Origin of the sequence: Acidiphilium sp. 34-64-41, assembly GCF_002282635.1 — a bacterium.
GTDB lineage: Bacteria > Pseudomonadota > Alphaproteobacteria > Acetobacterales > Acetobacteraceae > Acidiphilium > Acidiphilium rubrum.
The window spans coordinates 1-18,411 of sequence record NZ_NCJX01000045.1 but is presented as its reverse complement, the minus strand read 5'-3'; the positions used below and the strand labels follow the sequence as shown (position 1 = coordinate 18,411).

The 18,411-nt window shown below is 61.1% G+C and carries 24 protein-coding genes and 2 pseudogenes; 8 read left to right on the top strand and 18 right to left on the bottom strand.

Translation table 11 applies throughout. From position 1 onward, the window contains the following. Positions 1 to 61 precede the first annotated feature (61 nt). The gene (locus tag B7X49_RS10925) at positions 62 to 508 is read right to left on the bottom strand and encodes an HlyD family secretion protein (RefSeq protein WP_286704684.1); all 447 of its coding nucleotides are present in this window, start codon (positions 506 to 508) and stop codon (positions 62 to 64) included. A gap of 571 nt (positions 509 to 1,079) precedes the next feature. Beyond that, positions 1,080 to 1,646: an HAD family hydrolase gene (locus B7X49_RS10920; protein WP_286704681.1), complete on the bottom strand. Its 567-nt coding sequence runs from the start codon at positions 1,644 to 1,646 to the stop codon at positions 1,080 to 1,082. Between the two features lie 184 nt (positions 1,647 to 1,830). Between B7X49_RS10920 and B7X49_RS10915 the strand changes: the two are divergent. Further along, positions 1,831 to 1,995 (top strand): annotated as a pseudogene (locus tag B7X49_RS10915) (IS1380 family transposase); the annotation flags it as partial. A 223-nt stretch (positions 1,996 to 2,218) separates the two neighbouring features. Here B7X49_RS10915 and B7X49_RS18805 read toward each other — a convergent pair. The 3 genes and pseudogenes from B7X49_RS18805 to B7X49_RS10905 all read right to left on the bottom strand — a co-directional run bounded on the left by B7X49_RS18805 (position 2,219) and on the right by B7X49_RS10905 (position 4,880). Next, entirely contained in the window at positions 2,219 to 2,944 is a 726-nt protein-coding gene (locus tag B7X49_RS18805; RefSeq protein ID WP_324504024.1) for a PLP-dependent transferase, read from the bottom strand. A 37-nt stretch (positions 2,945 to 2,981) separates the two neighbouring features. Then, positions 2,982 to 3,341: pseudogene (locus B7X49_RS18800) on the bottom strand (PLP-dependent transferase); the annotation flags it as partial. Between the two features lie 114 nt (positions 3,342 to 3,455). Further along, positions 3,456 to 4,880, bottom strand: a complete 1,425-nt coding sequence (locus B7X49_RS10905; RefSeq protein WP_286839318.1) for a M20 family metallopeptidase — start codon at positions 4,878 to 4,880, stop codon at positions 3,456 to 3,458. A 444-nt stretch (positions 4,881 to 5,324) separates the two neighbouring features. On the opposite strand from B7X49_RS10905, the gene B7X49_RS18795 reads away from it, so the two are divergent. From B7X49_RS18795 to B7X49_RS10880, 5 genes are all read left to right on the top strand, one after another. Continuing rightward, a complete protein-coding gene (locus tag B7X49_RS18795; RefSeq protein WP_324504025.1) occupies positions 5,325 to 5,555 on the top strand; it encodes an oligopeptide/dipeptide ABC transporter ATP-binding protein in 231 nt (76 codons plus the stop codon). 96 nt (positions 5,556 to 5,651) lie between these two features. Then, positions 5,652 to 6,062: an oligopeptide/dipeptide ABC transporter ATP-binding protein gene (locus tag B7X49_RS18790; RefSeq protein ID WP_324504023.1), complete on the top strand. Its 411-nt coding sequence runs from the start codon at positions 5,652 to 5,654 to the stop codon at positions 6,060 to 6,062. A gap of 232 nt (positions 6,063 to 6,294) precedes the next feature. Continuing rightward, on the top strand, positions 6,295 to 6,951 hold the full coding sequence (locus B7X49_RS10890; RefSeq protein WP_286704680.1) for an ATP-dependent Clp protease proteolytic subunit: 657 nt from the start codon (positions 6,295 to 6,297) through the stop codon (positions 6,949 to 6,951). A 197-nt stretch (positions 6,952 to 7,148) separates the two neighbouring features. Continuing rightward, a complete protein-coding gene (locus tag B7X49_RS10885) occupies positions 7,149 to 7,703 on the top strand; it encodes an SRPBCC family protein (protein ID WP_286704679.1) in 555 nt (184 codons plus the stop codon). A gap of 65 nt (positions 7,704 to 7,768) precedes the next feature. Then, the gene (locus tag B7X49_RS10880; protein ID WP_286704678.1) at positions 7,769 to 8,662 is read left to right on the top strand and encodes a GntR family transcriptional regulator; all 894 of its coding nucleotides are present in this window, start codon (positions 7,769 to 7,771) and stop codon (positions 8,660 to 8,662) included. A 20-nt stretch (positions 8,663 to 8,682) separates the two neighbouring features. Here the strand turns inward: B7X49_RS10880 and B7X49_RS10875 are convergent, their stop codons facing one another. The 7 genes from B7X49_RS10875 to pspA are packed head-to-tail and all read right to left on the bottom strand — an operon-like array spanning position 8,683 to position 11,909. After that, entirely contained in the window at positions 8,683 to 9,321 is a 639-nt protein-coding gene (locus B7X49_RS10875) for a GIN domain-containing protein (protein WP_286704677.1), read from the bottom strand. A 47-nt stretch (positions 9,322 to 9,368) separates the two neighbouring features. After that, positions 9,369 to 9,977: a GIN domain-containing protein gene (locus tag B7X49_RS10870; protein ID WP_286839313.1), complete on the bottom strand. Its 609-nt coding sequence runs from the start codon at positions 9,975 to 9,977 to the stop codon at positions 9,369 to 9,371. Positions 9,978 to 9,991: 14 nt separating this feature from the next. Beyond that, complete coding sequence (locus B7X49_RS10865; RefSeq protein ID WP_286704675.1) at positions 9,992 to 10,252, bottom strand: hypothetical protein; 261 nt, start codon at positions 10,250 to 10,252, stop codon at positions 9,992 to 9,994. Between the two features lie 28 nt (positions 10,253 to 10,280). Then, complete coding sequence (locus B7X49_RS10860; protein ID WP_029312423.1) at positions 10,281 to 10,700, bottom strand: PspC domain-containing protein; 420 nt, start codon at positions 10,698 to 10,700, stop codon at positions 10,281 to 10,283. 17 nt (positions 10,701 to 10,717) lie between these two features. Further along, positions 10,718 to 10,966 carry a hypothetical protein gene (locus tag B7X49_RS10855; protein WP_286704674.1) on the bottom strand — a complete coding sequence of 83 codons (249 nt, stop codon included), beginning with the start codon at positions 10,964 to 10,966 and terminating at the stop codon, positions 10,718 to 10,720. Positions 10,967 to 10,968: 2 nt separating this feature from the next. Further along, positions 10,969 to 11,199, bottom strand: coding sequence for an envelope stress response membrane protein PspB (locus B7X49_RS10850; RefSeq protein WP_286704673.1), 231 nt, complete (start codon positions 11,197 to 11,199; stop codon positions 10,969 to 10,971). Between the two features lie 26 nt (positions 11,200 to 11,225). Next, positions 11,226 to 11,909, bottom strand: coding sequence for a phage shock protein PspA (gene pspA, locus B7X49_RS10845; RefSeq protein WP_029312426.1), 684 nt, complete (start codon positions 11,907 to 11,909; stop codon positions 11,226 to 11,228). Positions 11,910 to 12,087: 178 nt separating this feature from the next. Here pspA and B7X49_RS10840 point away from each other — a divergent pair, with 178 nt between their 5' ends. Further along, a complete protein-coding gene (locus B7X49_RS10840) occupies positions 12,088 to 13,026 on the top strand; it encodes a sigma 54-interacting transcriptional regulator (RefSeq protein WP_286704682.1) in 939 nt (312 codons plus the stop codon). Positions 13,027 to 13,133: 107 nt separating this feature from the next. On the opposite strand, the gene alkB is transcribed toward B7X49_RS10840, so the two are convergent. The 3 genes from alkB to B7X49_RS10825 all read right to left on the bottom strand — a co-directional run bounded on the left by alkB (position 13,134) and on the right by B7X49_RS10825 (position 14,965). After that, complete coding sequence (alkB, locus tag B7X49_RS10835; RefSeq protein WP_286704672.1) at positions 13,134 to 13,772, bottom strand: DNA oxidative demethylase AlkB; 639 nt, start codon at positions 13,770 to 13,772, stop codon at positions 13,134 to 13,136. A gap of 313 nt (positions 13,773 to 14,085) precedes the next feature. Further along, positions 14,086 to 14,520 (bottom strand): hypothetical protein, encoded by a 435-nt coding sequence (locus tag B7X49_RS10830; protein ID WP_286704671.1) that lies wholly within the window; start codon positions 14,518 to 14,520, stop codon positions 14,086 to 14,088. 43 nt (positions 14,521 to 14,563) lie between these two features. Next, positions 14,564 to 14,965 carry a lytic transglycosylase domain-containing protein gene (locus tag B7X49_RS10825; RefSeq protein WP_286704670.1) on the bottom strand — a complete coding sequence of 134 codons (402 nt, stop codon included), beginning with the start codon at positions 14,963 to 14,965 and terminating at the stop codon, positions 14,564 to 14,566. A gap of 76 nt (positions 14,966 to 15,041) precedes the next feature. Here B7X49_RS10825 and B7X49_RS10820 point away from each other — a divergent pair, with 76 nt between their 5' ends. Then, positions 15,042 to 15,206, top strand: a complete 165-nt coding sequence (locus tag B7X49_RS10820) for a hypothetical protein (RefSeq protein WP_286704669.1) — start codon at positions 15,042 to 15,044, stop codon at positions 15,204 to 15,206. A 53-nt stretch (positions 15,207 to 15,259) separates the two neighbouring features. On the opposite strand, the gene B7X49_RS10815 is transcribed toward B7X49_RS10820, so the two are convergent. From B7X49_RS10815 to B7X49_RS10805, 3 genes are all read right to left on the bottom strand, one after another. Continuing rightward, positions 15,260 to 16,399: an acyltransferase gene (locus B7X49_RS10815; RefSeq protein ID WP_286704668.1), complete on the bottom strand. Its 1,140-nt coding sequence runs from the start codon at positions 16,397 to 16,399 to the stop codon at positions 15,260 to 15,262. 110 nt (positions 16,400 to 16,509) lie between these two features. Further along, a complete protein-coding gene (locus B7X49_RS10810; protein WP_286704667.1) occupies positions 16,510 to 17,658 on the bottom strand; it encodes a type I restriction enzyme HsdR N-terminal domain-containing protein in 1,149 nt (382 codons plus the stop codon). Positions 17,659 to 17,929: 271 nt separating this feature from the next. Then, on the bottom strand, positions 17,930 to 18,411 hold a 482-nt coding region (locus tag B7X49_RS10805; protein WP_286839306.1), incomplete at its 5' end, for a hypothetical protein.

Genomic DNA, 18,411 nt, shown 5'->3' with positions numbered 1-18,411 from the left:
CATGGAACCTTGAGCGGCTCCGCCCTGAGGGCATTCGGGCAAGGGGCATGGAATTGCCGGTTCACGTGGTCACGCGGACAACGGACGGCCGGGTTGCTGGGCGCCGGTCGAGCATGATGCTCGCCTTCAAACCAAGCCCGGCTTTGAGGTGTTCCGGCCGGCCATAGACATCCACCAGCTGGCGATCGAGCCTGACCATCACCCGGTAAAGTGAGCGTTTGGTTTGCTCCTGGATCAGGCCAGACACCTGGGCGGGTGTCAGCGCACTCCGGGAAATGGAGGCGACGACCCCGTGGTATTGGCCGAACTCCTGATAGGGGAATGCCGCATAGTGCAGGTTCAAACGCGAGTCCGGATGGATGAACCCGATCGCGCGGCTGGGGACCAGCAGTTGCGCGCGCAACACCGAACCGGCCGGCATCACCGAAATCACCGACCGGCCCGCTTGCACCGGTTGCCCCGGATCGACCACGATCGCCGAAACCGTACCCGCTTCCGGTGCGCGCAGAATGGTCGATCGTACCCCTATGACGCCATGCTCGAAGCTTGCAAACCGGCTTGGCTGTTCCTCGTCAACGATCCAGCCCGTATCGCCTCAATCGGAACAAGGACCTGGGCGTGCGTGAAAGGCTATGTCAGTTGGTATTGCCCCGCTTGCCAAGGCGTTCGGCTCCCTTCGGTTTGCGGACCCGGGTGGGCTTTTCTCGGCGGAGGGATGCGACCAGTTCGCGCCGTAATTCGCCGCGCGGCAGAGCCGTAGACCGCGTGATAGATCGCCGCATGCGACACGCTCAGCCTCGATTTCTGCTCTATCCCGCCCTCGATCCTTTTGCGCCTGCCTGACATCTGCTCTGGAGACCACTTCAACCGTAGCAACCGTGCGGCCTTGCCAAACGGCGGACCACCGAGGGCAAGCCCCGAACGGCCGCCAGACAGACGCCGCCGTACCTCAGTCATGGTCCGATCAACAACCGCCAATCCACGCGGCAAACTTCCCATCCACACATCCTGACCGAATACGCGACCCGGGGTGCGTTCGTTCCCACACTTGAATACGCCATCTTGAATAGAGTCCGAGATCAAAAAGGGGTATTGGCAATGATCCGGGCAGCTTCGTGCAGCGCGCCGTTCGCGAGCAAGATCGTGCCGGGCGGAGCGGCTGCCGCTTCGTCAGGGGTGGCGGCCAATAGCAAGAGCAGTCCGACATCGGCAGCAGCCGCGGCGTGCATATCCGTCGCCCGATCCCCGATCATGGCAGAACGCCGGACGTCAAGACCATGAACAATACTTGCATCGCGTATCATCCCCGGCTCAGGCTTGCGGCGCGACGAGTGACGCCGATAGGGTCCGATCCCGTGGGTCGGGTGGTCCGGGCAGAATTCGACGCCCGCAAAGGCGATCTGATGGGAGGCAAACTGCGCCATCATCCACGAAGTCAGTCGCCAGAAGTCGGCCTCGGTATAGAAGCCGCGACCGATCCCTGCCTGGTTGGTAACCATAACTAGGGCCATCCCTCGCTGCTGCGCAGCCAGGCAGAGCTCGAAAATGCCGTCCCGGAATATAAAATCTTCGACACGAAAAATGTATCCCATGTCATGATTAATGATGCCGTCACGGTCGAGGAACAGGGCGGGCCGACCGCTCATACGACGTCAAGACAGCAGCTTGTGTGGCTCAATCCGTCAATCATCGTTCCGCTCGAATATGTTTCAGAGGGCAGGCTCACGTCCCTAACCCGCGTTATGCGTGAACATTGGTGAGCATAGTGTAGACCGTTGAGTCGGAGTGAGAATTTGTTGTCGAGACAAACCTTCACCACGACGAAACAGCATGCTCACCTCGTTTGCAAATACCCCATGTCTCCCTGGTCTGTCACCTGTCGCCGGCAAGTCGATCGAGGCCCGGTTCGATGGCGATCTGCTCGCCTCCGATGACGGGCGGCCGGGGTCACGCGTCATCGAATAGCGGCTTGGTATGACGCGGCGTTGGGCCGCCTGAATCGACGACCTGTGCATGCCCACCCGTGTGGGTCGTTGTTTCGACGAAATGTCGAGAAACGCTCGGAACTTTATCACCAGCGATCCTGCAAGACCGAACTCGATCGGAACCAGAACATCGGCACAGGATGCGCGTCTGGACGGTTGGTATCGGTCATCGGCTCTGAAGCCGTTCGCAAACCTCGATCAAGGCTAGATATTTGGACGCGCGGGGTGATGTTTCATGCTTTGCAAGCAGAAACCGCACCATGCAGGGCCTGCGCCAGATCGGCGTATAAATCCTCGACATGCTCGATCCCCACCGACAATCGCAGGAGATCATCCGGGCACGGCGTTCCCTCGCCTTCGATCGAGGCACGATGCTCGATCAGGCTCTCCACCCCGCCCAGGGACGTCGCGCGATGCCAGATGCGCACCGCAGCAGCCGTGGCGATGGCGTGCGCCGCGCCGCCGACCACCCTGATCGATAGCATCGAGCCGAAACCGTTGACCATCTGCCGCGCCGCGATTGCATGGCCAGGGTGGGTCTCAAGGCCCGGATACAGCACGGCCGCAACCATCGGATGCCCGACCAAACGCGCGGCCAGATCTGCCGCACTGGCCGCCTGGGCCGCGGCGCGCAGAAACAGCGTGCGCATGCCGCGCATCAGCAAAAACGCCTCAAACGGTCCCAGAATCGCACCGCCCAATTTGCGCGTCGTGACGATCCGCTGCCAATGCGCATCGTCGCGCGCGCCGACCACCACGCCGGCCACGACATCGGAATGGCCGTTCAAAATCTTGGTCGCGGCGTGCATCACGAAATCCGCGCCTAAGGCCAGCGGCTGCATGTGATACGGCGAGGCGACTGTGGCATCGACCGCGAGTTTTGCGTCGGCGCGGTGGGCGATCGCGGCGATCGCGGCGACATCGGTGATCGTCCAAAATTGGATTGCCGGGCGTCTCAATCCAGATCAATCGCGTCCGGCCTGGTTGCACTGCGGCCGCGACGGCAGCGACATCGTCCATCGCGACAAAAGTTACATCGACACCGCGCCTCGTCAGTTCGGTCAGCAGCCAATGCCGCAGCGCCCAGTACATGATCTGCGGTGCAAGCACGTGGTCGCCGGCGTCCAGAATGGCGAACACCGCGATGGCCGCCGCCATCCCCGACCCGAACAACAGCGCCCCCGCCCCGGCATCTTCGAGCATTGCCAGCACGGCCTCGGCTTCGCGAACCGTTGCATTGTCGGGTCGCCCATACACGAAACCAGCGCTGTATTGATTGTCGGCATCGCGAACGAACGTGGTCGACACGTGGATCGGTGCGATCACCGCCCGTGTCGTCGCGTCGATCCGGCCCATCGCCTGCGCGATCAGCGTTTCGCGGCGCAAAGTGTCGGTCATGGCATCTCCCGTCTTGCTTGTCTGACCTGCCGCACCGATTGCCGGCGGTCAGTGTCGCATCCGCGCCGCGGGCTAGGCGGCGACTTTGGTCTCGACCGGCGGCATCACCTCCGCCGGCAAAGGGCAGACGTAGGGCTGTGCAGCGGTACGCGCCTGATGATCAGCCTTGGCGCTGGCAATAAGCGCGTCATCGCGCAGCGCCTCCACAGCAGTCCCGGCCATGATTTTCGCAACGTGGACCAGGCCCTTGTGCGCCGCTGCGTTCTTGCCCTGAGACGTAAGTTGCCAGGAATGGCCTGGCGTTCCGATCGCATAGGTGGCCCCGCGCGCCTGCACCGTGGGGACCGCCCAGCTTACATCGCCGACATCGGTCGAGCCGAGCATGGTCGAGGGTTTCGCATCACGCGGCACGATGATGTCGCACAGGGTGGTGCCGGTCTGTGGTTTCAGTCCGGCCCGCTGCCACGACGCGGCGATGTCCTCCGGCGTCAAAGTCTCCTGAATCCGGGCGGCAAATTCGCGATCCGCCGCATCGAACGGCGGCGGGCCGAGGCGCAGGAACTGATCGTGCGTGGCGCGCTCCAACGGCGTGTTGCCGAGCAGGTTGGAGACGGCGCTGATCACCTTGAACGCGACGGTGGTTTCAGTCATCAGCGCGGCACCCTGCGCGATTTTTTTGACGCGTTCGATCAGCGGCCAGAGATCCGGCAGTTCACGCGCGCGGATGGCGTAACGTACTTTCGCCTTCGCCTGCACCACGTTGGGCGCGATACCGCCGCCGTCGAGCATGGCGTAGTGGATGCGCGCGTCGCTGGGCATGTGCTCGCGCATGTAGTTCACGCCCACGTTCATCAATTCCACCGCATCGAGCGCGCTGCGGCCGAGATGCGGCGAGGCGGCGGCATGAGCGGCGCGGCCGGTGAACTGGAAATCGATGCGGGTGTTGGCGAGCGACGCCGCTTGCATGACGCCGGAGAACGCCGACGGGTGCCAGGAGATTGCAATATCGACATCGTCGAACGCCCCTTCGCGCACCATGAACGTCTTGGCGGCGCCCCCCTCCTCGGCCGGGCAGCCGTAATAACGGATACGCCCCGCGATGTTATTGGCGGCCAGGTAATCCTTCACCGCCGTGGCGGCCAGCAGTGCGGCCGATCCGAGCAGGTTATGGCCGCATCCGTGGCCGGCGCCATTGGCATCAATCGGCCGGTGCTCGGCCAACCCGGCCTCCTGGCTGAGGCCCGGCAGCGCATCGTATTCACCCAGAATGGCGATTACCGGGCCACCCTGCCCTGCCTCGCCGATCACCGCCGTCGGGATGCCGGCAATATCGCGGGTAACGCGAAACCCTTCGCTATCCAGCATCGCGGCGTGCTCGGCGACCGCGCGATGTTCCGCGTAGGCGATTTCGGGGTGATCCCAGATGCGGTCGGCGAGTGCGGTGAACGCGTCCTTCTTCGCATCAACACGGCGCCAGATCTGTTCGGAATTCTGCATCATGATGGTCCTGCGCTCGACCCAAAAAGGAATACGCGACGGTATGCCGATCGAACGCGTCCGTCCAGTAATAGCTTCGATTTCGCGCAAGATCGCAGAAACGCAATCATGCCATGGCAGCCAAGCGGACCCTATGCCACCCAAGGTAAATAAAACTGGCGTGAATACAGGGCAGGTGTCGAAACTATAGCTGGAGAGACCGGATGGACGCAGTGCGGCTCCAACAATGGATCGATCGCGTCAAACGCGGCACACTTTTGCGGCGCGGCTTGATCGAGCGCATGGCCGGCGTGGGTCTGGCCGCACCTTTGGCCAACCAGATGCTCGCCGTATCCGGCATGGCCATGCCGACATCTTCGGGCATCGAATACACCCCGAACAAGCGCGGCGGCGGCGGCACATTGAAACTCCTGCGGTGGGAAGGGCCGACGCTGCTCAACCCGCATTTTTGCCAACGGGACCAAGGACCAAAACGCCTCGCGCCTGTTCTACGAGCCGCTCGCGGCATGGACGCCGTATGGCACGCTGAAGCCGGTCCGGCTCGCACAAATCCCCGAGACCGTTCCAAGCCTGATCAACCCGCCCGCCGGCTGCCGGTTCGCGGCGCGCTGCACCTTCGCGACCGATGCCTGCGTCGCCGCCGAACCCTTGCTGAGAGGTGGTCGAACACATTAGCACGCGCGTTGCCGTGATGTATCTCGGCCGCATCGTGGAAGTCGCGCCAGCCCGCGCCCTCTACGACAACCCGCGCCACCCGTATACCAGGGCACAGTGCCGATCCCGGACCCCAAACTCAAGCGCCAGCGTCTCGTGCTGACCGGCGAACCACCCAACCCGTTCAACCCACCCTCGGGCTGCCATTTCCGCACCCGCGGCCCCCTCGCCGAACCGCGCTGCGCGGCGGTGGCGCCTGCACTTGTGGAAACGATGCCGGGTCACATGGTAGCCTGCCACGTGAAATCCCAGTCGAACCAACCCCAGGCATCCGTCGGATCTCGAAAAACACCCGGACCATCCTTGCCAGCATGGCGGTCGGCGCGCAGCGAGGGCGATCGTGATGCCGTCATTGCCGTCGGCGCTCATCAGATCGCGCAGCAAACCGTCATGCCGCGCCAGGGCAGCGGCGATCACACCGGGAAATGCTGCCCGGCGCCGGGTCCATCCCCCGATATCGGTGAATAGACATGCATAATGGGTTCGGCCCGCACGTTGACTCTGAGCAGATCGTCCATCACGGCTCCGACACTTCGTAAGCGCCCAAACCGGGCCGAAGTCAGACTAAATCATGCTCCGCCACAAACGGTGTCAGCAAAAGCCTGGGTTCGCGCCTGTGCGCCGAGATCGGCGACAAGATCAACTCGACAGCGCGGCGTCGTTCACGCACAATGGGTCGATCTATTTGCAGGAGTAACGGATGACGAACGCATATCGGAACTGGATCGCCCCGCGGGCTGACGAGGAGGATGCTCCCGAGACGGATCCGAAGGACACCGACAAGAAGGAGCCGAAGGCGCCGGGTGCCGAGTTGGAGAGCCGCCTGTTCAAGCAGCGCAAGGTTCTGATTTTCGGCGAAATTCACGACCGGATCGCCCGCGCGGTAACAGGTCAGTTGCTGGCGTTGTCGGGCGCGGCGGACGAGCCGATCGATGTCTATGTCAATTCGCCAGGCGGCCATGTCGAGAGCGGTGACACGATTCACGACGTGATCCGCTATGTCGATGCAACCTCGCCGGTGCGCATGATCGGCACGGGCTGGGTGGCGAGTGCCGGGGCGCTGATTTTCCTGGCCGGCCACAAGGACCGCCGATTCTGCCTGCCGAACACGCGCTTTCTGCTGCATCAACCGATGGGCGGGGTACGCGGCCCTGCGACCGATATCGAGATCGAGGCGCGCGAGATCATCAAGATGCGCGAGCGAATCAACCGCATCATCGCGCGTGAAACCGGCCAGAGTCTCGAGCGCGTCGAGAAGGACACCGACCGGAATTACTGGATGGGTGCCGACGAGGCGATCAAATACGGCATGGTTGCCAAGGTGGTGCATAGCGCCAAGGAACTCGACGCCGGCTGAACGCATGCCACGCCGCCGCGCCATCGGCGTTGCGGGGTGGCAAAAGCGCAAACAACAATCCGGCAACCGAAAGCTGGGCGTCCTGATAGTTTGAGGTCGAGGTAGTTACTGGTCGGGCGCCACTGGATTGTGTACAGAGCGATGTCCCCCGAAAAAGGGACACATCACTGACGAGAAAAATCAACAGGAGAATCGTCTTGGACCATAAAATATCACGGCGCACCGCAATCGGCGCGCTTCCGATCGCTGCAATCGGGCTCGCTATCGCCGGAACTGGCACCGCGCAGGCAGCGCCGGTATTGCACGTCACCAAAACCGTGGTGATCGCAGCGCCCGCAGCCAAGGTTTGGAGCATCATCGACCAGTTCGGCACGCTCACCTGGGTGCCGGCCGTCAAATCCAGCAGTGCGACCATGGGCAACCAGCCCGGATCGGTCCGCACGCTCAATCTCGGTGGCCCGATCGTCACCGAGCAGCTGAAGCACTACAGCGCGGCGCGGATGCGCTACAGCTACATCATCCAGCCGACCGCCTCCAACATGAAGGTGTTGCCGGTCAGCCATTACTACTCGACCATTTCGGTGACCAAGCTCGGCGCCGACAAGACCCGCGTTACCTGGACCGGCAGCTTCAAGCGCGCCGATCTTTCGGCGCACCCCAAGCCCGGCATGGACAACAAGGCGGCGATCACCGCAATCACCGGCGTCTATACGACCGGTCTTGCCAATCTGACGCCGCTCGCCGCACAGTGATGATCGTTCAATCCGGCGGGCTCGCCGCCGGATTGTGTCCATCACTTCGATAGGCATCCGCCACCATGGCCAAGCCGAATACGCTGCTGAAACGCACGAGCAATGCCCTGCTTGACCATGTGGCAACGCAGGGTGGCGGCATGCTGGGGTCGGACAGTGCACTGGCCCGGCAGTTCGACGTCAGCCGCACCACGGTGCGCGCCGCGCTCGAACGGTTGATCGCGCTGGGTGTGCTGCGGCGTGAAGACGACGGTGTGGCGATCGCCCGCGCCCCGGTCACCGCCGATTATTTCGACGATGCCGAAACCAGCGGCCCGCAGGATCAGATCGAGCTGATCTTCATGCAGCGCGTCCTGCTGGGCGATTGGCGGCCCGGCCACGTGTTTTCCGAGGCCGAGCTGGCACGCGACAGCAACGCCAGCACGGTATCGGTGCGGGAATTCCTGATCGGGTTTTCCCGTTTCGGGCTGATCGCCAAACAGCCGCGCGGCGGCTGGGTGTTGCAGGAATTCCACGACGGTTTCGCAGCCGAGGTGGCCGACATGCGCGAGCTGATCGAAATGGCCGCGATCAACCGCGTCCCGGCGGGTCAGGACCCCGAATTCGTCGCCGCCGCCGATGTCATGATCGCGCGCCACCGCGCGATCGAGGCGGCCCTGGCCGAACGCTACGCCGAGTTTCCCACGCTGGACCGCGATTTTCACCTCTGGCTGATCGGCCATCTGCAAAACCGGTTCGCACGCGACTTTTTCGATATCGTCTCGTTCCTGTTCCACTACCATTACCAATGGGACAAGCAGCAGGAGACCGAGCGCAGCCGCATCGCGATCGCTGAACATCTGGCCATTCTACTGGCATTGCGCGCCGGCAAGCGCGATGCCGCGGCCCGGGCGATGGCGGCGCATCTCGCAACCTCCCGTCGTTCGCTGCAAGCCGGATTACGCCGCGAAGCCGCCTGAGGCCGATCGCAGCACCACCCTCACTTAAGGCTGATGACCCCGTAGGCCAGGGTCTTGAACTGGTGCACCTTGGGGTGGCCCATCACATCGATGCGGCCTTCGCCGTACATCGTCACGTCCGCCACCTGGCTTGCGAACACGCGCAGATTGCCTTGGCCGCGCACCAGCATCGTCACCGTCTTGGCATGCAGCCCGCCGGCGTCGATCGAGCTGACCCCGCGCGAAATCAGCGTGAACCGCCCCACTGCACCCGTCAATGTGGCGGCGGCGGCGCCGTTGTTGGTCAGCGCGAACGCTGGTCCCGCGAGGCCGGTTACGCTCGCATGCACCAGCCCCCGCAGCCCAACCGCGGTGAGTTCGGGCGCCGTGATGGTAATCGTGACGGTCTGGTGTTTCGGCAGGTCGAACCCGTGCGGCCGGTCGATGCTCAACACGCCTTTGGCAACACCGATCTGGAGGTTGTTGATCAGGTAGCGATCCCCGGCCAGCTGCACCGACTGGGTGGTGCCCTGGCTGACGTGCAGGATGAAATGACCATCGACCCGCAATGAAGTGAACGGTGCGACGGCGCGTGTGACGGTGGTATCAGCCGCCGGGGCTGACACCGTTGCGATGAACACGGCAACGACCGCCATCGCGATCCGGACCAGCCCTCTCATGAAATCATCGATCTTGTCTCCGCCGCCTCACCCAGGGTTCCGGCCGGTCAGTTGAACTCGACCAGACCGATCCCGCTTTTCGACACGTCCCGCACCGGCGGATCACCCGCGACATGGGCCGTCCCAACCCCGCTGACACTGACATGCACAACCTTGCTGGCATAGCCCCGGACCACCCCGGTGCCGTCGATTTTCAGCGTCAGATCATCCGCGACCAGTCGTTTTGCATCGACCTGCCCAGCACCGCTCACGGTCAGCATCGCCCGCTGCACCGCCCCGCTCATGGTCAGGCGCGCGGTGCCCGATATGTCCAGGGTGAACGCCGGCCCGGTCAGCCCGCGCAGATCGCCGCTCGCCATGCCGCTGACCGTGACGTGGTCGAGCAGCGGCGCCGTGAGCGCCAGCCTCACCGCATCATCGCCATAGGATGTCGCGCCACTCTTCATCCGCATCACCAGCACGCCGTTTTCAACGGTCAGGCGGAGTCGTTTCAACGTAGCCGTTCGGCCCGTCGCGGTCACCGATTGATCGGGCGCCTCGGTAAAGACAACGTGCGCCACGCCATCGATCCGGATCGCATGGAACGGCGCCAGCGCCGGATGCACTGTCGCCGCCTCGGCCCCGGGCATCAGCCCCAACGCGGCCGCGAGGACCATGAACATCGTGCGCTTCACAGAACGAACACCGCCATTCGCGCCTTGCCGGTATCGTGGGTGCTGCCCAATGCGGCCTGTCCGGCACCGCCGGCCAGCGCCAGAGCAAACGAAATAGCCAAGCTGGCGGCCAGCGCGAACCCGATCGCCGGCCCGATGATCAGGGCAGCGCGCCCCGTGGTGCGCTCGCGCCGTGGCGGCGCGCTGATCAATCCTGGCAGGGCCGGCGCCGACGGCGGTTCCGCTGGCTTGCGCTGCTTGATGAGTTTTTCGGTCATGGCGCGTGTCCTCACGAGACGATGAATATTACAGCCGGTCGAACCGGCGGCGCAACAGGCGATCGGGGTCGGCCGCGCGGGCTTCCAGCCGGGCGAGCCGCAGATCCAGATTGGCGAAGCGCGACGCCAGCCCATCGATCGGCAAGATCGGCCGTGGCGCTGACCCTGGCCCGGGCATGTCCGGCGCGCGCGGCGGGGCAACCCGGTCGCGCAAGCTGGACAGCCGCTGCGAGAACCGCCCGCGCCCGTGGCGGATGAAGGCGGCAAGCGCCAGATAGACCAGGATCGCCGCAATCGGGTGCCACATCAGTAACAGCACGGCGACCGCGCGGATGATCCAGCACGGTACCTCGATGAAGGCCGCCAGGGCGGCGCACACGCCGGCCAGTGCGCCGCGGCGGGCGGAGACGGCGATGGTGAAATCCGAACGGTTCATGGTCGTGCTCATGGTTGAATGACCTGATTTCAAACGCGGGTGCGATAGGCGTGTTCGGCATCGAGCAGCGCGGTCTCGAGTGAAATGACGCGCTGTTCCAACCGTTGGGCATTGTTCGAAAGCGCGGATATCGCGGCTTCCAGCCGTTGCAACTCGGCCTGCCTGCCGCCGCCGCGCCGGTAGTGCAGCCACAGCCACACCGGTGCGACGAACAGCATGAATCCCAACCCGAGCGGCACCAGCGTGTTCGACAATTCGGCGAGGAGGACCGGATCCATGGCTAGACCTCCGTGCTACGGGAATAGGGCGTCTCGGCGTCGAGCAGGGCGCGCTCCAATGTCGCCACCCTCTGTTCCAGCCGCTGTGCCGTGGCCGACAGGCTTTCGATTAACTGACGATCCGCGCCGGACAGTCCGGCGCCCCGGCTTCGCAAATGGATCTTATAGGCGGACAAGCCGTACGCTCCAGCGATCGCAATGATCGGGATCATCAGGGCCAGAAAACTCGACATGAAACCTCTCCTTGTTCGTGTGCCGTTCAGGCGGCTTTTTCTTCTGCCTTGATCCGCGATTTCAGCTCGGCCAGTTCGCGCTCGACCTGATCATTGGCCTCCAACGCCGCGAACTCCTCGGCCACCGTCGGCGCCGCCGGCCGCCGGCCCAGATCATACGCCTCGGCGCGACCTTCCATCAGGTCCAGATTGCGCTCCACCTGCTCGAAACGGGCGAACGCATCGGTCACCCGCTCGTCATACAGTGTCTGCTTCACCTTCAACCGCGTCGTGGCACTCTGCTGGCGCAGCACGATCGATTTCTCGCGCGCCTTCGCATCATCGAGCTTGGCCTGCAGCTTGCCGACATCCTCGTTCTGCTGCGCAATCGCCGCCTGCACCGCCTCGATCTGGCCCTGCGCCTCGGCAATCGCCTGGCTCGCCCGGCTTTTCGCGAGCAGCGCGGCTTTCGCCAGATCCTCCCGCCCACGCTGCACGGCGAATGCCGCCTTGCGATGCCACTCGTCCTGGTCGCGCGTCAGCGCCGCCATCCGCCGCTCGACCTCCCGCCGCTCGGCGATCAGCCGCACCGCGGCCGAGCGCACTTCGACCAGCGTATCCTCCATCTCCTGGATCACCAGGCGGATCACTTTCTGCGGGTCTTCCGCCCGGTCGAGCAGCGCGTTCAGGTTGGAATTAACGATATCGGACAAGCGCGAGAAAATCCCCATGGGATCCTCCTTTTGAGTGAGAGAGGCAGATGGCAAACCATAAGCATGGATCGTGCCAAACCGCCCGAAGCCCGCCTGCATCACCTAACCCCTTGATCCACAACAACCACGCCGATTTCGCTTCCTACGAACAACCATAAAATGCTAAATATTAGCACCAAATATCAGGACAACTCCCATTTCCGTCACCACCAGCGCCAGCGAAACCACTCTGATCGGCCAAAGCGCCGCCTTCCGCGCCATGCTCGCCCACGTCTCCGACCTCGCCCCGATCGATCGCCCCGTCCTCGTCATCGGCGAACGCGGCACCGGCAAGGAGCTCATCGCCAGCCGCCTCGCGCTGCTCTCAACCCGCTGGAACCAGCCTTTGCTGCAACTCAACTGCGGCGCCCTGTCGGAATCCCTGCTCGATTCCGAATTGTTCGGCCACGAAGCCGGCGCCTTCACCGGCGCCACCCGCCGCCGCGCCTCGCGCTTCGAGCTCGCCGACCACGGCACCATCTTTCTCGATGAAATCGCCAACGCCTCGCTCGCAGTGCAGGAAAAACTGCTCCGCGTCATCGAATACGGCGTGTTCGAACGCGTCGGCGGCAACGACCTCATCGCCGTCGACGTCCGCGTCATCGCCGCCACCCACGAAGACCTGCAAGCCAAAGTCGCCGCCAAAAAATTCCGCGCCGACCTGCTCGACCGCCTCGCGTTCGACGTCATCCGCATCCCGCCCCTGCGCGACCGGGGCGAAGACATCCTCCTCCTCGCCGAACACTTCGCCCAACGCATGACCGCCGAACTCGGCCGCAGCTTCTTCGCCGGCTTCACCCAAGCCGCCCAGGCCCAACTCCTGGCGCACCACTGGCCCGGCAACGTCCGCGAACTCCGCAACACCGTCGAACGCAGCCTCTACCGCGAAACCGACTGGCAATCCCCCCTCAACCACATCCGCCTCGACCCCTTCGGCACCCCCACACCGCCACCCACCGACACCGCCACCCTCGCCGCCATCCTCGCCGAACACCGCCACAACCAACGCCGCACCGCCGCCGCGCTGGGTATCACCTACGATCAGTTGCGGCATCGGATGCGGAAGGCTGGGCTACTGGGGGGACGTAGCAAGTAAGGCTGGGGCTTTGCCCCAGACCCCAGCAAAGGCTCGCCTTTGCAAACCATGAATTGGGTTGGTATTACCGCAATGGTTACTTAAACGACTCCGAGATGTGGCTCATCTCAACTGGCTTGCCGGAAGGTGAGATTATAGCGCAGCCCGCCGGTCAGCGCGTGGGTACTGGCGGCTAAAGTATCGATGCCGTGAAACACCAGCCGCGCCGGCCCGCCCCAGACCACGACATCGCCATGATGTAGCGCAATCCGGCGCGTGCGATCGCCGCGCGACAACCCGCCCCATAGAAACCGCGCGTCAACACCGAGCGACACCGACACGATCGGCTGGCCGAGATTACGCTCGTCACGGTCCTGATGCAGCGTCAACCGCGCACCCGGTTCATAACGGTTGATCAAACACGCCTCCGGCGCGAACCCGTCATAGCCCGCCGCTGCGGCCGCATTCAGTGCAAGTTCGGCAAACACCGCCGGCATCGCCGGCCACGCCTGGCCAGTGAGGGGATCGGTGGGGTCGTAGCGGTAGCCCCGCCGGTCGGACACCCAGCCGAGCCGCCCGGCATTCGTCATCGCCACCGACATCCGCCGCCCACCCGGCGTTTCGAGATGACGGAACGGTGCGGCGGCGGCAATCGTCGCGATCGCATCGAGCAGAGCACCGGCGATCGGTACCGCAAACCCGCCAAGCAGTACCGCACCAGGATCGAGGCTCAGGCGCGCCCGATCTTCGGGGAAGAGATCGTTCATCGACGTGCGGCTTGGCCCAAGGGCATCTGGAACATCCGAATGGGCATTCGCAAGTATTGCGCTAACGTGTGGGGGGGCAATCCATGAAATATGTTTGCGCCAGGGTACGACGCGTTTTCCTGTTGGTGGCGTATCTGTTCGGCGGATTGCGCGGGTCGCGTTTGATGGGCGGGGCGGTGTTTGTGTTGCATTAGGCGTAGATGCGGATGAAAGGGCCGAGAGTTTGGCCTATGCCCGGTCAATCTGCAACCATGACTTTTCGTTAGATACTGGCACGGCGCGTAGCAGAAGTGGATACAAGCTATTGCGCCCCTTAAAATGGACTATGTATTTTCGCCAACTGTTTCTGGATATTGGCTGGAACATCCGCAGGATCGTCGTTCCCTGACCAATCCATCTGCACTCTGTTCCGGTCATTGTTGTAAAATCCGATCCATAGTCTCTGCCGCGCCGGATCGACGACGAGCACGGCACTCTGGCTTGCGCAATCATGTGGCAGGCAGAACTGCGCCAGCAGATCGCTCCCAATTGCGGAAACCGGCGGCGATACGGACATTTCTGATAAACGCGTCCGGTCCTTTGGGCTTAGTAACGCTTTCAGTTGGTTTTGCACCAAAGGTGACTTCATCAATCCGGCCGCAGGATAGGTTCCGGCGAATGTGGCCAGCCCTGCCCATTGGGACGGATCGGCTAGCGCTTGGCTAGCGAGCAGACAAATTGCAGCCGCGATTCCGAACTTCTGTTTCATTGGTGAATCCTGAACAGACAGGCCTTGGCCAGCATCGGATATATCAGCTTGTTAGACCTTCGGCACGTTTCAGGCATTTTTCCGCCGCGAGAATGTTTGTGGCATACCCGGTACCCGTGCCGAACCGAGTCAGGCCTGTCACCATGTCATCACCGGAGCGGTGAAAAATCATGTCCAGATAATACGTGCCGCACTGAATATTTTTTGGCCCATCGAGCATATCGGCGAAGGAATAATGCGTTCCTTGCGGGGTGCTGCGATTGACGTCATCGACCGCCGGGATCGTCATCTGCATCAGCCCGGTCGCGGTCGATTTGGAGTTCTTTGAGGCGTCATCGAACCCGCTCTCTTTCCAGATCAGTGCTATGACCAATTCGTTGGAATGGTGTTTGGACCGGTTGTTCGAGGTAACCCATTGTTGGATCGTGGTAAACACCTGCAGCATTCGGACACTCCGCAAATTTTTTTGGTCAAGCACGACGCTGTCACAGCTTGCGACTGGCGACAACCACCAAGAAACCATGCCCGGTTTCCACGACGATGTTCCGCTATTTTTTGAACGTCGGCTGGGGCATTTCGGCTGGTTTTTGTTATGCGGCTTTGGCGGCTTGGGTGTTAGTTTGATTGATCAGGTTGAGAAGATCGATGCGCCAACAAAAGTGTCATCCGCCAGCTTGCTGATTTAGCAGCTTTTTCCAAAATATTGACGGGGATCAGAGGGATACCCATCCCACGCTTGCTACGGTTTGGGGTGAGGGTCGAAGCGGGTGCGTAGGGCGCGGTTGGCGGGGTCGCCGATGTGGCGGGCGGCGAGGGCGGCGGTGGTGGCGGACAGGGTCAGGAACAGGATCAGCCATGGGAGTTGCGGCCAGTATCCCATCGCGGGGTAGGGGATGATGTCGCGCATGGCTGCCAGGATGATGATGTGGAACAGATAGAGTTCGTAGCTGTGCCGTCCCAGCCAGCGAATGGCGCGGGCGGGGGGTGTGTCGGTCCATTTTGGTGGGGGGCCGGATCGGCTGGCGAGGATGAGGATGGCGGCGGCGAGGGCGAGGAGGGTGAAGCTGTAGATTTTGCGGTCGCCGCCGAAGCCGTTGAGCCATAGGGCGATGATGGCGATGGTCGCACCGATCCGCAGGATGAGGGCGGTGCGGGGTTGCAGGGTGATGTGGGGAGCGGCCAGGGCGCACAGGCAGCCGATCGCGATGGCGTCGAAGCAGGAGACATTGGCATAGAGGTAGAAGATATCGCTGTTCATGTGGTGCGCGCGATACCAGGGGGCGATGGCGATGAGGATCAGGCAGAGGGCGGCGATGAGCCAGGTTTTGCGGAGCAGGATGCAGGCGATCGGGAAGATCAGGTAGAACAGGTCTTCGACGGAGAGCGACCAGTAGATATTCAGGCAGTAATTGAAATAGCCCAGGCGCTGCATGAGGGTGTTGTGCCAGAAGGTCAGGACGGAGAGTGCGCCGAGCAGGATGTCCGACGTTGGCTTGTTGGGTTGCTTGAAGGGGGCGAGGCCGAAGAGCCCGAGGGTTACGATGATGGCGAGGGCGATGAGAAGGAGCGGTTCGAGGCGGGAGAGGCGTTGGACGTAGAAGGATCGCAGCGGGATGTGGCGGAGGGCGCCGTAGCGGTTGAGCGCGTTGGTGGTGATGAGATAGCCCGAGATGACGAAGAACAATGTGACGCCGAAATTGCTCCAGCCGATGACCGCGAAGATGGTGGGGCCGCCGAACATCGTTCGAAGGGGGCCGGTGTGCCAGAGGCGGTAGGTGTCGCTGAAGTGGAGGATCATCACCATCAGGATTGCGACGCCGCGCAGGATGTCGATGCGCGGGTTGCGGTGGGTGGGGCGATGGGTGGTTGGGGGCGGCATGGGGCGGGGGTAACGCGTTGGCGCACCGGGGGATAGGTGGGGTGGGGTGGCGGATAGGGAGAAGAGGCGGATTGCGCTTCGCTTTTCCGCCCTACCAGAGCCGGTGGATTTTACGCAGATTTCGCGGCGGCTTGTTTTTTCACAGGGGTTTCGCTCTCCGTGGCTCGTTTGGTGAAAATTGCCGACAACACGGTATCGATATCAAGGAGTTTGTCAGTAACGATCTCTCCGCCGGTTCCGGCTCCAAAATCAAAGGAATATTTTTTTAGTTTGTTTTCATATAGGTCAAACAGGCGACCCGCTCGTTCGCGCTTGTGAAATACGACAAATTTGCCCTTATATTTTCGAAAATCGATATTATCGATCTCCTCAAACATGTTGTTCTCCTTCACGAGAAAGGCGAGACGACGTTTGACGTAATTGAACACATCCAATTCGATGGCTGTTGGCTGGATAGCGTCATCCGCTTTTACGATGATTTCGGTCGCGGGGCTCTCAGCGGGTGTGATTGATTTTTCGAGTTCCTTATCTTTTGCCGGAATGTCGAGACGTTGGAGAATTCGGAGATTCACGAATTCGCGGAAGGCGCTGCGGGTTATTTCGCGGAATTCGGACAGAGCTTTGGTCCGCACGTGGCTCAATCCGGCATTTTGCAGCAGCATACGAACGAAGGGTTCGCTTGGATCTTCGGCAAGTTTAGCGATCTGTTGAATGACGTTTTGAAAAATCAGTTTTCGTTTGGCTTCAGCGCCGATATTCTCCGGGTCGAAATTGCTTTTCTGGAGGCTTTTTAGGCCTTCCTCGACAGAATCTTCGATTTTGCCTTTGGCAACCTCGCGCAGATCGATCGCCAGAAAGGCGGTCTGGTCCATCATGTTGGGTTCGTCGGAATCGGCGTAAAATTCATAGACCAACCCGTCGGCGATCACGCCCATTTTGACGGTCGGGGCCGCGTTGAAATAGGAGCGGAGTTGTCCCCGGTCGTCTTTCAGGGGCGAGCCGAGCGTCTTGCACTCGATGGCGATTACCGGCGACGTTCCTTTCAGAATCGCGAAATCGACGCGGTTTTTGTATTTTTCGGAGAAGTCAGCGCCGTGTTCGGGGCAGACCTCATCGGGGTTCCGGTCGTCATAACCGAGAAAATTGAGAAATGGCAGGATGAGGAAAAGCTTGGTGCTTTCCTCGTTGGTGCAACGGGGCGCCAAAGCGACCATGCGGGATGCGAAAACTTTAAGTTTTTGCCGAAAGTCGTCTGACATTTCCATTCCTCGTAACTTTTATGGCTACGAATGGGAACTAACATGGAATGATAGATATTGCTATGTTTTTCTGGGATGGATCGGCGAAGCGGGTCATGCGGAATTTATTGAAACGGGGGAGTCACATTCGGGTGGGTCTTCGATATTATAATAAATCAAAAATGAAGATAGTATTTAACCACTATCTACAGAAATAGGATTAAATCTTGATAGTCGAAAAACAAGAGGCGGATCATGTTTCGCCTTTCCGCCAAACGCTCACCACGCATCTTTATTTAAGAAATTTGGTAGCTGTGACATATTGGTTTGAAGAAGAAAAAGTTTTTAGTAGCTTAATAACGGCGCGTCCATTCCAATCATCCTTAGTTTCGAGGGAATGTGCTACAAAATCCGGCAGTTTTTGTCCAGGTAAGTTAATGTATTGGTAAATGTGTCCATCGGCGGTAACAATTTTAAATGTTTGCGTATCGTTTTTTTGTATTGATATGATTCGTACTGCAACGAGTGAGTCTTGATGACGAATGTTGCTTGAAAATAATAAAGAATAGTCAAGCGTTAGGAACATGATAGAGGCAAAGAAAAGAAAAATATATGAATAAGATGAGAAAATAATGTCAAGCGCTAGTATTTGACCTGAAAATATACCTGCAATCGATCTTCTGACTTTCAAAAATACAATAAAAACTGTGATTAACTCTGATATCAAGAGTAAAACAAATTTATACGTGCTTTGTATTTCGTGAAATGTGAGGA